The 11,774-nt window shown below is 36.1% G+C and carries 11 protein-coding genes and 2 tRNA genes; all 13 read left to right on the top strand.

Annotated features, from left to right (window positions below; translation table 11 throughout):
* Positions 1-64 precede the first annotated feature (64 nt).
* Positions 65-601, top strand: a complete 537-nt coding sequence (gene spoVT, locus AB1279_RS23870) for a stage V sporulation protein T (RefSeq protein WP_429761231.1) — start codon at positions 65-67, stop codon at positions 599-601.
* A 224-nt stretch (positions 602-825) separates the two neighbouring features.
* Complete coding sequence (locus AB1279_RS23865; protein ID WP_429761229.1) at positions 826-2,427, top strand: putative polysaccharide biosynthesis protein; 1,602 nt, start codon at positions 826-828, stop codon at positions 2,425-2,427.
* Between the two features lie 11 nt (positions 2,428-2,438).
* Positions 2,439-3,902 (top strand): nucleoside triphosphate pyrophosphohydrolase, encoded by a 1,464-nt coding sequence (gene mazG / locus AB1279_RS23860; protein ID WP_429761228.1) that lies wholly within the window; start codon positions 2,439-2,441, stop codon positions 3,900-3,902.
* A gap of 12 nt (positions 3,903-3,914) precedes the next feature.
* Entirely contained in the window at positions 3,915-4,196 is a 282-nt protein-coding gene (locus AB1279_RS23855) for an RNA-binding S4 domain-containing protein (RefSeq protein WP_429713362.1), read from the top strand.
* Positions 4,197-4,250: 54 nt separating this feature from the next.
* The gene (gene yabP / locus AB1279_RS23850; protein WP_098304970.1) at positions 4,251-4,559 is read left to right on the top strand and encodes a sporulation protein YabP; all 309 of its coding nucleotides are present in this window, start codon (positions 4,251-4,253) and stop codon (positions 4,557-4,559) included.
* Positions 4,556-5,209: a spore cortex biosynthesis protein YabQ gene (yabQ, locus tag AB1279_RS23845; RefSeq protein ID WP_429761227.1), complete on the top strand. Its 654-nt coding sequence runs from the start codon at positions 4,556-4,558 to the stop codon at positions 5,207-5,209. The genes yabP and yabQ overlap by 4 nt, the downstream gene beginning before the upstream one ends.
* Entirely contained in the window at positions 5,206-5,565 is a 360-nt protein-coding gene (divIC, locus tag AB1279_RS23840) for a cell division protein DivIC (RefSeq protein ID WP_429752854.1), read from the top strand. The genes yabQ and divIC overlap by 4 nt, the downstream gene beginning before the upstream one ends.
* Positions 5,566-5,652: 87 nt before the next feature.
* On the top strand, positions 5,653-6,126 hold the full coding sequence (locus tag AB1279_RS23835; RefSeq protein ID WP_377881087.1) for a S1 domain-containing RNA-binding protein: 474 nt from the start codon (positions 5,653-5,655) through the stop codon (positions 6,124-6,126).
* A 166-nt stretch (positions 6,127-6,292) separates the two neighbouring features.
* Positions 6,293-6,366 (top strand) — tRNA-Met (locus AB1279_RS23830).
* A gap of 10 nt (positions 6,367-6,376) precedes the next feature.
* Positions 6,377-6,448: transfer RNA gene (locus AB1279_RS23825), tRNA-Glu, on the top strand.
* A gap of 265 nt (positions 6,449-6,713) precedes the next feature.
* Positions 6,714-9,191 carry a stage II sporulation protein E gene (gene spoIIE, locus AB1279_RS23820; RefSeq protein ID WP_429761225.1) on the top strand — a complete coding sequence of 826 codons (2,478 nt, stop codon included), beginning with the start codon at positions 6,714-6,716 and terminating at the stop codon, positions 9,189-9,191.
* A gap of 600 nt (positions 9,192-9,791) precedes the next feature.
* On the top strand, positions 9,792-11,222 hold the full coding sequence (tilS, locus tag AB1279_RS23815) for a tRNA lysidine(34) synthetase TilS (RefSeq protein WP_429761224.1): 1,431 nt from the start codon (positions 9,792-9,794) through the stop codon (positions 11,220-11,222).
* Positions 11,219-11,761: a hypoxanthine phosphoribosyltransferase gene (hpt, locus tag AB1279_RS23810; RefSeq protein WP_098304960.1), complete on the top strand. Its 543-nt coding sequence runs from the start codon at positions 11,219-11,221 to the stop codon at positions 11,759-11,761. Before tilS ends, hpt begins: the two co-directional genes overlap by 4 nt.
* Positions 11,762-11,774 lie beyond the last annotated feature (13 nt).

Here is an 11,774-nt window from a genome sequence, read left to right as displayed (position 1 = left end):
GATTTTTACATGAACAGGTAAAATCACGACTTTTATCATCAGTAGAAAGTGAGGCAGCATTAGAATGAAAGCAACTGGAATTGTACGTCGAATTGATGATTTAGGAAGGGTTGTTATCCCGAAAGAAATTCGCAGAACTCTCCGTATTCGGGAAGGCGATCCATTAGAAATTTTCGTGGATCGCGATGGGGAAGTTATTTTAAAGAAATATTCTCCAATTAGCGAGTTAAGTGATTTTGCTAAAGAGTATGCAGATGCTTTATATGATAGCTTAGGACATAACATCCTTGTTTGTGACCGAGATTCAATTATTGCTGTCGCTGGCGTGTCAAAAAAAGAATACTTAAATAAAAGTGTTGGCGATTTAATTGAGAAAGCAATGGAAGAACGCAAATCCGTCGTAATGACGGATGAAAGTGAAATTTCCATTATCGATGGAGTAACAGAAAAGGTACAATCTTATACAATTGGTCCAATTATCGCAAATGGTGATCCAATTGGAGCTGTTATTATTTTTTCAAAAGAAGCAATCATTAGTGATGTAGAACACAAAGCTGTTGATACAGCAGCAAGCTTTCTAGCGAAGCAGATGGAGCAATAAAGTGACGTCTTCTTACTGATAGTTAGTCCGCAAATTGGGCTCATACAGGCGGCCGTGCTTTGTGATACATTTAAACATACCGCCTGTTGAAATGAAATTATATATTTTTGTAAAGGTAGCATTTTGCTACCTTTTTTACGTGATAACTTTTAATGTCGCAAGCTGCTTTTTTCTTTGTGATATAATACGTAGGATGAGTATAGAAAAAGGGAGATTGCATGGTCATGGAGACGAAGAAGTATCACGCTTTTTGGCGCGGCGCGATTATATTAACAATTGCAAGCTTTGTTACAAAAGTATTAAGCGCTTTTTACCGTATTCCATATCAAAATATAGCTGGTGATATTGGATTTTATATTTATCAGCAAATTTACCCGTTTTACGGGTTTTGTTTAATTTTAGCGACATATGGTTTCCCAATCATTATTTCAAAAATGATTGCAGAACGCCTAGAACGAGGAGAACATAAAGAAGCAGAGTCCGTTATATGTGTTTCTTTTTGGTTTTTATTAGCTATTGGGAGCATGGGTTGTATTGTGTTGTTTTTTGGCGCGCATACAATAGCGTCTTTAATGGGAGATGCTCATTTGGATAAGTTAATTCGTGTTATTGCATTCTCTTTTTTATTAATGCCTTTTCTCTCTGTAGCGCGTGGTTATTTTCAAGGATTTGGGAATATGATACCAACAGCTATATCACAAGTAATAGAACAGACTATTCGTGTATCCATTATTGTATTTTTATCATTATTCCTTATAAAAAAGGGGTTTGATTTGTATACGGTAGGAGCAGGCGCTATGTTTGGTTCTATAGCAGGCAGTTTTATTGGTGTGATTGTATTGTTTTTATATTTACGAAAAGACTTTCGTTCCATTTTTCTGCAAGGTTTTAAAGGAATTTATAATAAAAAGAGAATTATTGGTACGTTGTTTTGGCAAGGAATTGCGATTTGCGTTAGTAACTTAGTGTTAATTTTTATACAAATGGCAGATTCTGTTTCACTGTATAGCTTACTTGTTCAGAATGGGGAACCAGTAGAAATAGCAAAAATGTTAAAGGGTATATACGATCGCAGCATTCCTCTTATGCAGCTTGGGACGGTCGTGACAACCTCATTTTCACTTTCTTTAATTCCGATGATTACAGCTGCAAAAGAGAGAGGAGATTATGCATTTATTCGCGAAAAAGTACAGCTAGCAATTAAAATTACATTTGTAATTGGGCTTGCTGCATCGTTAGGACTCGCGAGCATTATTCGTCCAACAAATATTATGCTATTTGCAAATGACGATGGTTCTGGCGTGCTGGGGATTTTATCTATTTCTATCTTATTTAGTTCATTAGCGATTACCACTGCATCTATTTTGCAAGGAGTAGGACAAACAGTAAAACCAGCTATGTTTGTTGTGATTGGTGCATGTGTAAAATTATTATTCAATTATATGTTCATTCCACATTTTGGTGTGATCGGCGCAGCGATTGCCACTGTAATTGCGTTGCTGTGCATTGCTTTATTGAATAGCGTATTGTTGATTCGAGTTGTTAATGAGCCGCTTATGCAGAGAAGAACTATCATAGGTGTGACAATCGGAGTGTTAGGCATGGTATTAGTGCTTGCTGGATTTACGTATATGTTTGAATGGTTTGGCGTGCAAGTTAACGAGGAACATAGAGAAATCGCGATGATTCAAGCTTTGCTAGGTGTGAGTGTTGGTGGTTTACTATATGTATTTTTAATTTTAAAGCTGCGTGTATTTACAGCAAAGGAACTTGGTGCAGTTATGAAACATGAAAAAGTACAAAGTTCGTTGAAGAAGAGTGGATAGAGGTGGGCGTTATGAGAAGAACAATTACAATTTTGGGATTAGGGGCTGGTGAATTAGATCAGCTTACAATGGGCGTATATCGCAAAGTGAAAGAAGCAGTGCATATGTATGTTCGAACAAAAGAGCATCCAGTTATAACAGAACTTGAGAAAGAAGGTGTATTATACACATCTTTTGACGATATATATGAAGCGTATGATACGTTTGATGAAGTATATGAAACAATTTCTAACACATTGATTGAAAAAGCTAAGGATGCTGATGTTTTATATGCAGTTCCAGGGCATCCACTTGTGGCAGAACGTACTGTACAGCTTTTGTTACAAAAAGGGGAACAAGAGAATATTGATGTACGTATTGAAGGTGGACAAAGCTTTTTAGATCCAATGTTTGCAAGTTTGAAAATTGATCCAATTGAAGGATTTCAGTTGATTGATGCAACGTCATTCGAACGAGGACAATTAGAGCTTCGTCAGCACTTGATTTTTTGCCAAGTGTACGATGCATTTATTGCATCTGAAGTCAAACTAACATTAATGGAAATGCTTCCAGATGATTATGAAGTATATATTGTAACTGCAGCTGGAACGTCGTTTGAACAAGTGAAAAAAGTACCGCTTTATTTATTAGATCATGAGGCAGAGCTTAACAATTTAACGAGTGTGTACGTGCCGCCTGTACTAAATCGACAATCGTTATACCAGCAATTTGATGTATTGCGTAATATTATTGCAGAGTTACGCGGACCAAATGGATGTCCGTGGGATAAAAAACAAACGCATCAATCGTTAAAGAAATATTTAATTGAGGAAGCGTATGAAGTGTTAGAGGCTATTGATGAGGAAGATGATGATCATCTTGTTGAAGAGCTAGGTGATGTTCTTTTACAGGTGATGCTTCATGCACAAATTGGTGAAGATGAAGGTTGGTTTTCGATTGATGATGTAATTCGTACGTTGTCTGAAAAAATGGTACGTCGTCATCCTCATGTATTCGGAGATATTAATGTAGAGACTGCTGCTGATGTTGTTGTGAATTGGGAGGAAATTAAGAAACAGGAAAAAGGAAATATAAAAGAGTCTATTTTATCAGGCATTCCTAAAAGTTTACCTCAACTAATGCGCGCTTATGAAATCCAAAAAGAAGCAGCGAAAGTTGGTTTTGATTGGGATGATGTCGAGCCGATGATGGAAAAAGTGGGAGAAGAGTGGGAAGAATTTCAACGTGAAGTGACAGCTATGGATGAAGAGAAGATGTTAGCGGAATTTGGTGACTTAGTATTTGCATTTGTAAATATTGCTCGCTACTATAAAATCAATCCAGAAGAAGCGCTTCATAAAACAAATGAAAAATTTATGAGTCGTTTTTTATACATGGAAGCAAAGGTTGCTAGTATGGAGAAAGAAATGAAAGACCTTTCTTTAAAAGAGCTCGATGCACTATGGGAAGAGGCAAAACGAATAGAGAACGAATAAGGGGGAGTCGTCATGCGTTTAGATAAATTTCTAAAAGTATCTCGTCTTATCAAAAGAAGAACGTTAGCAAAAGAAGTTGCGGATCAAGGCCGCATTATGATTAATGGCCAGGCTGCAAAAGCCAGTTCAACTGTAAAGGTAGAAGATGAATTAACAATTCGTTTCGGCCAAAAAATTGTTACTGTGAAAATTAATGAATTAAAAGAAACGACAAAAAAAGAAGATGCTGCAAATTTATACACTATTGTTCGTGAAGAGAAAGTTGAAGTAAAAGCAGAAGATAGTTTGTTCTAAAAAAAATTGTCTCCTCATACATTGGTACTAGTATAAAGTTATGGGGGGATGGACGTGAACAAAGGTTATTCAATGTCGTCTTCTAATCAGCAAAATGTTACTGTAGAACATGATGTCGTAATGAGAGGAAGACGCATTCTCGATATTACAGGAGTCAAGCAAGTAGAAAGTTTTGATAGCGAAGAATTTTTATTAGAAACAGTTATGGGATTTTTAACAATACGCGGTCAAAATCTGCAAATGAAAAACCTTGATGTTGAAAAAGGGCTTGTATCCATTAAAGGGAAAATATATGAGATGGCTTACATTGATGAGCATCAAGGGGAGAAAGCTAAAGGATTCTTTAGCAAGTTGTTTAAATGAGCTTAACTGTTCAATTATATACAATGCTTTCGATGATTGGGATGGGCGCTTCGCTTGGAGCGGCTTTAGACACGTATCATCGTTTTTTGAAGCGCAGAGAGCGAAAGCGTTGGCTTGTATTTATTTATGATATTTTATTTTGGATTGTCCAAGCTCTTTTTGTATTTTATGTGCTATTGCTTGTAAATGAAGCAGAGTTACGTATGTACGTATTTTTAGCATTGCTTTGTGGGTTTGCTGCATATCAAAGTTTGTTAAAGTCATTGTACATGAAAGTGTTAAATTTGCTGATTCACATTTTTGTTCAAACATTTTATTTTTGTGTTCGTGTTTTTCAATTATTTCTTGTTAAGCCGGTTACAATTTTAATCCACTTAATTATAGCTCTTGCGTTATTTTTATTCCGTTTTTTTGTTGGATTTGGAATGGGATTGTGGCGGTTTATTATAGCAATATTACGTTTAATATGGAAATTTATTTTCATCCCTGTTCGATTTGTTTTCCTTGTTATATGGAAACTTCTCCCTAACCGTGTTAAAATTTTTATAAAGAGACAAGCAGGATTTTTGAAATATGTCAAGAAAATGAAGAAGCATATATTTCTAATTTGGGAACGTATAAAAAAGAAGTTAGGGGGACCTCGAAAATGAGGGAACTAAGGCAAAGATATGTATCGGAACAGAATCCAATTTCTGCTAAAGAACATATAATACAATCGAACGAAAGTAGGAAGCGTGTATATCGTCGATTAGCTTTATTTTTCGTGTTTGCTTTTGTAATTATTGTAAGTGTCAGTGTGACGTTCTATAAACAAAATAGTTCGATTAATGCTAAAGAAGCAAAAGTGAAAGAGCTAAAAAAAGAAACAGATACGTTAACGACGAAAGAAAAGAAGCTGAAAGATGAGATCCAAAAGTTACATGACGAGGACTACGTTTTAGAGATTGCTAGAAGAGATTATTACTTCTCAAAGCCTGAAGAGATAATTTTTCCTATTTCTAAGTAGTGGGTGTCGTATTGACACTATATTTTAAGATTATATATAATGAAGTAAAATTTGACTTTTTAACCACTAAGGAGGAGCGTTTTTTTTATGTCAATCGAGGTAGGCAGCAAGTTACAGGGTAAAGTAACAGGTATTACGAATTTTGGGGCTTTTGTAGAGCTGCCAGAAGGATTAACAGGTCTTGTTCATATTAGTGAAGTTGCTGATAATTATGTAAAAGATATTAATGATCACTTAAAAGTAGGTGATCAAGTAGAAGTAAAAGTTATTAACGTTGAGAAAGACGGTAAAATTGGTTTATCTATTAAAAAAGCGAAAGAACGTGAAAGAGCAGAAGGTGAGCAACGTGATAATCAACGCGATAATCAACGCGCTGGACGCCCTGGTGGGCGTAATCGCTCTTTTAACAGAGATAACCGTGGTGGCAATGATAACCGCAACCAAAAAGAAACATTTGAGCAAAAGATGGCTCGCTTTTTAAAAGACAGTGAAGACCGTTTAACTTCTTTAAAGCGTAATACGGAGTCAAAACGTGGCGGCCGTGGCGCTCGTCGCGGATAAAACTTGCTGTTTATTTTAAAATAAAGAGAAGCACCCGGAGTGTTTACTTAGGGTGCTTTTTTATGGTGAAAACAGTGTGTAGAAAAAAAGAATAAAAAATATTTAAAACGTGTTGACTTAAAATGATATTTAAGATATTATATTAATTGTCCGTTAAATACGACATGGCGGTGTAGCTCAGCTGGCTAGAGCGTACGGTTCATACCCGTGAGGTCGGGGGTTCGATCCCCTCCGCCGCTATATTTTTGACGGCCCGTTGGTCAAGTGGTTAAGACACCGCCCTTTCACGGCGGTAACACGGGTTCGAATCCCGTACGGGTCATAGACGAAAAGATCATGCAAATATGCATGATCTTTTTTTGTGTTAAGGAATTGTAAATGTATGAGCTTCTTCTACAAAAACAACTATTATTTTCTGAAAATTCCATCATTATATAAAGGCTTTAGGTGTAAGCCTGTATATATATGGTGCTATTTTGTATAAAAGGTCGAACAATTATTTTACTACAAACTGTTATTTTGACAAAAATTCCGTAAAATGCCTTTTATAATTACAAGTAATAAAATATGCAGGTGGTGTTCAAAATATGCCAAGAGCAGGAAGGAATACTGTCAATCCGAATTCTAGTACGCTTGCTATAGGTCGTGGGCAAATGACAACTGTGAAGTGGACAAGTAAATTAAGATTGAAACTGGAACAAATTTTCTTTCGATGGGGATTTGTGGTTGCGTTGGTTGGTTTTCTTTTAGGAAGAGCATATATTTTAACGAACATTTTACCTTTTGCTTTGCCGTTTTTCGCTGCTGTATATGTGATGAAACGCGATAAAATGGCTCTTGCATTTCTTGCCGTAATGGCTGGTGCGTTTTCGGTTTCATTAGAAAATTTCTTCTTTGCCTTTGCATCTATATTTACATTCTTCATCTATAATATCTTCTTTAGTCGTTTCACAAGTAAGACGATTGGACTTGTACCATTTCAAGTATTTATTTCTGCATTAACGGCCCATCTTATCGTTGTCTATTTCGCACAAGGTGCAATTGGTATGTACGATTTGCTAGTTAGTACAATTGAAGCAGGATTAAGCTTCGTACTAACGATGATTTTCTTGCAAAGCGTTCCACTTTTAATAGAACGAAAAGGAAAACAACAATCATTAGAAACAGAAGAAATTGTTTGTTTAATTATATTACTGGCATCTGTACTAACGGGTACAACAGATTGGTTTATTTATGATTTATCAGTTCAGCATATTTTTACGAGGTTTTTAGTATTGGTGTTTGCCTTTGTGGCAGGAGCAGCAACCGGTTCTACGGTGGGTGTTGTAACAGGGCTAATTTTAAGTTTAGCAAATGTAGCGAGCTTATATCAATTGAGTTTATTGGCATTTTCTGGGTTGTTAGGTGGGTTATTGAAAGAAGGAAGGCGGATAGGTGTAAGTTTAGGTTTGTTAATCGGTACGAGTTTAATTACGTTGTACGTAGATAAACAAACAAGTATTGTGACAACTTTATTAGAGTCGGGTGTAGCGATTGCTTTATTTTTATTAATGCCTAGATTCATTATTGAACGTCTTTCTAAGTATATGCCGGGAACACAGGAACATTCTAATGACCAACAGCAATATTTGCGAAGAATGCGTGATGTGACGGCAAATAAAATTAATCAATTTGCAAATGTGTTTGAAGCGTTATCTAATAGCTTTTCTGTATACGGATATGTAGAAGACGAGGATAAGGATACGGAGACGGATTTATTTTTAAGTACAATTACTGCCAAGACATGTCAAACATGCTTTAAGAAAGATCAATGCTGGGTTGTGAATTTTGATAAAACATATGATTATATGAGGCAGCTTATGGATGAAACAGAGGAAGGTACATTGCAGCATAATCGTAAACTGCTTCGTGATTTTGAAAAATATTGTGTGAGAGGAACAAAAGTAACAGGTTTAATAGAAGGTGAATTAGGGCATTTTTATGAAGGACAAAAGCTAAGGAAACAAATGCGAGATAATCGTAGAATTGTTGCGGAACAACTTATGGGTGTTTCGAAAGTAATGGCGGATTTTTCTAAAGAGATTCAAAAGGAAAGGGAGAATCATCAAGTACAAGAGGAACAAATTTTACAAGCATTTCGGGACTTCGGAGTAGAGGTTGAACATGTTGATATTTATTGCTTAGATCGAGGGAACATTGACATTGAAATGCTGATTCCTGCTGCATGTAATCAGCATGGAGAATGCGAAAAGCTGGTTGCTCCGATGTTGTCTGATATTTTACGAGAAACAGTTGTTGTGAAACATGAAGAACAATCGGCATATCCGAACGGTTACAGTACAATATCGTTTGGTTCAGCAAAAACATTCTCTGTAGATACAGGGCTTGCTACGGCGGCTAAAGGTGGGGGATTTGTATCTGGTGATTCCTATGCCATGATGGAATTAAGTGTAGGGAAGTATGCGCTTGCTATTAGCGATGGGATGGGAAATGGAAAGCGGGCGCATATGGAAAGTAAAGAAACGGTTAAGTTACTGCAAAAAATATTACAATCAGGTATTGATGAGGAAATCGCGATTAAATCGATTAATTCCATTCTTTCATTGCGAACGACGGAAGAAATGTTTACAACATTAGATTTAGCGATGATCGATTTACGTGATGCAAATGCTAAATTTTTAAAGATTGGTTCTACTCCGAGTTTTATAAAACGCGGCAATCAGGTATTTAAAATAGAAGCAAGTAATTTACCGATGGGAATTATTGAAGATTTTGAAGTGGACGTTGTCGGTGAACAATTGAAATCCGGTGATATTTTAGTAATGATGAGTGATGGAATTTTTGAAGGTGCAAAACATGTAGAGAATCATGAAGTATGGATGAAGCGGAAGATTAAAGAATTGGAAACGGAAGACCCGCAAGAGATTGCTGATATTATTATGGAGGACGTAATTCGCACCGACAATGGATATATTAATGATGATATGACAATTGTGGTAGCGAAGATAAAAAAGAATATGCCGAAATGGGCAACGATTCCTATTATTAGTAAACAAGCACAATAAAGTGAAGCTTCCATCAATAGGGGGATTCCTACTGGTTAGTTGAACCAATTGGGTACATGTCAGCAGCTATCTCCTTCGATTTCCCATAATCTTGAAGTGGAGGTGTCTTATTGTCTATTGGAAACAGGGCTCAGGAATATACCTGAGCCCTGTTTGTTGTATATTCGTATGTTTAACTTTACTTATTTTTGAATCCGAAGAAAAAAATTATCCCGTTATTTGCGGGCAGTAATACTCCCACCACAAAGTTCGATGAAGCATTGTCCAGCTCTAGTGGCTAGAATGTTCGATGGCCTCGCTTCTTCCTAAGAGGTAAAAAACACCTCTTAGGAAGAAGCTCTACCCCCCTCACATTCTGAACGAGCCACTTCCGCTTTTTTAAAGAAGTTAGGTGAGAGATAAACTGCTGGCATACGCCCGATTGGTTAGGACTAATAATCAGTGGGGGATGAAGAAAACCCCCACTGATTAAAGTTTCACTTTATATGTAAGATAAATTGTGAAATTTATACATCTTTGTTTTGCAGAAAGTTTGTAAAAGTTGTACCATTATAATTAAGGTGTGCTATCGTTTTAGCTCAATGAAAGGTGATTGCAGCATTGAAAGATGAATTTGTTAAAAAGGTAGATGCTTTTGTAGAAAGGCATGATCTATTAGAAGCGCATTCTACAGTTGTTGTCGGTGTATCAGGAGGACCAGATTCTTTAGCGCTTCTCTTTTATTTGTTGAAGAAGTGTGAAGAGAAGAAGTTGCAAATTGTAGTTGCTCACGTAGATCATATGTTTCGCGGCGAGGAATCACAGCAAGATTTACAATTTGTAAAACAGCTTTGTGACAATCTTAATGTTACTTGTGAAACAACGCAAATTGATGTAACGAGATATCAAAAACAAAACCGAATGAGTGCACAAGTTGCAGCAAGAGAATGTCGATATGCATTTTTGGAAAGAATAATGAGTAAATATAATGCACAGTATTTAGCTCTTGGTCATCATGGTGATGATCAGATTGAGACAATTTTAATGCGTCTTATTCGTGGAAGTACTTCGAAAGGCTATGCTGGAATTCTTGCAAAGCGTGCTTTTAATAAAGGTTTTTTGATCCGACCTTTGTTAGCAGTAACGAAAGAAGAGATTCTTGATTATTGTAAGAGAAAGAATGTTGAACCTCGCATTGACCCGAGTAATACAAAGGAAACATATACAAGGAATCGATTGCGGAAGCACGTTCTTCCTTATTTAAAGCAAGAGAATCCCCATGTTCATGAACGTTTTCAAGCCTTTAGTACATTTATACAAGAGGATGAAGCGTATTTGCAGGAATTAGCATTTGAAAAAATGAATAAAATAATTAAGAAAAAAGACCCAAAAAGAATTGTCTTATCAATTCCTTCGTTTGAATCTATGCCTATACCTTTACAAAGGAGAGGGATTCAACTAATATTAAACTATCTTTATGAATATAAGATTCCATCTTCGCTTTCTTCTGTACATATTGACAAGGTGATTGAGTTTTTCAAACGAGCCCACCCTTCTGGTGTGCTTCATTTCCCTGATGGATTGGAGATTGTTCGTACATATGAAGAATGTATTTTCCGGTTTGGAGAAGAAAAAGTTACGCTCTCTCCTCGCGAGTTACAAGTACCAGGAAAGATAACATTAGTAAATGGTGACGAGCTCGAAGTGGAAATCAGTAATTGTGTACCTAATATGGTGAATGATATGATGTTTGTTGCAAAACATAATGAAATAGCATATCCACTTATTGTTCGTTCCAGAGAAAACGGGGATCGAATGTCAATGCAAGGTATGAATGGTACGAAGAAGATAAAGTCCATTTTTATTGAAGCGAAAGTACCGAAGGAAAAAAGAGAGGACTGGCCAATTGTTTGTGATGCCAGTGGGAATATTATTTGGGTTCCATTGTTGAAACGATCTGCATTTGCTATTTCGCAAGAAAAAGCAGATAAGGATACATATATTATTATTCATTACAAAAGCAAGGAGTCTTCCAGGAGGATAATCAAATGATGAATCAAGATATTGAAAAAGTATTAATTTCTGAAGAGCAAATACAAGACAAAGTAAGAGAGTTAGGTGCAATTCTTGCAGAGGATTATAAAAATACAGTGCCTCTTGCAATCGGTGTATTAAAAGGTGCAATGCCATTTATGGCGGATTTATTAAAGCGAACAGATACATATCTTGAAATGGATTTTATGGCTGTATCTAGCTATGGTCATTCTACTGTTTCAACTGGTGAAGTGAAAATTTTAAAAGATCTAGATACTTCTGTAGAAGGACGCGACATTTTAATCGTAGAAGATATTATCGATAGTGGTCTTACATTAAGCTACTTAGTGGATTTGTTTAAATATCGTAAAGCAAAATCTGTGAAGATTGTAACATTATTAGATAAGCCGTCTGGTCGAAAAGTTGATCTTCAAGCAGACTATGTTGGATTTACTGTTCCACATGAATTTGTTGTGGGATATGGATTAGACTATAAGGAGCAATATCGTAACCTTCCTTATGTTGGTGTATTAAAACCAAGCGTATATTCAAATTAATAATATAAGCTTA

Source organism: Bacillus sp. S14(2024) (assembly GCF_050473785.1).
GTDB classification, from domain to species: domain Bacteria; phylum Bacillota; class Bacilli; order Bacillales; family Bacillaceae_G; genus Bacillus_A; species Bacillus_A yunxiaonensis.
The sequence above is the reverse complement of the archived record's forward strand: the minus strand, read 5'-3'. Positions and strand labels throughout refer to the sequence as shown.

Excerpts from the sequence above, each read along its gene's own strand:
- spoVT (WP_429761231.1), top strand. The coding sequence starts at position 65 with ATGAAAGCAACTGGAATTGTACGTCGAATTGATGATTTAGGAAGGGTT.
- AB1279_RS23865 (WP_429761229.1), top strand. The coding sequence starts at position 826 with ATGGAGACGAAGAAGTATCACGCTTTTTGGCGCGGCGCGATTATATTA.
- mazG (WP_429761228.1), top strand. The coding sequence starts at position 2,439 with ATGAGAAGAACAATTACAATTTTGGGATTAGGGGCTGGTGAATTAGAT.
- AB1279_RS23855 (WP_429713362.1), top strand. The coding sequence starts at position 3,915 with ATGCGTTTAGATAAATTTCTAAAAGTATCTCGTCTTATCAAAAGAAGA.
- yabQ (WP_429761227.1), top strand. The coding sequence starts at position 4,556 with ATGAGCTTAACTGTTCAATTATATACAATGCTTTCGATGATTGGGATG.
- divIC (WP_429752854.1), top strand. The coding sequence starts at position 5,206 with ATGAGGGAACTAAGGCAAAGATATGTATCGGAACAGAATCCAATTTCT.
- AB1279_RS23835 (WP_377881087.1), top strand. The coding sequence starts at position 5,653 with ATGTCAATCGAGGTAGGCAGCAAGTTACAGGGTAAAGTAACAGGTATT.
- spoIIE (WP_429761225.1), top strand. The coding sequence starts at position 6,714 with ATGCCAAGAGCAGGAAGGAATACTGTCAATCCGAATTCTAGTACGCTT.
- hpt (WP_098304960.1), top strand. The coding sequence starts at position 11,219 with ATGATGAATCAAGATATTGAAAAAGTATTAATTTCTGAAGAGCAAATA.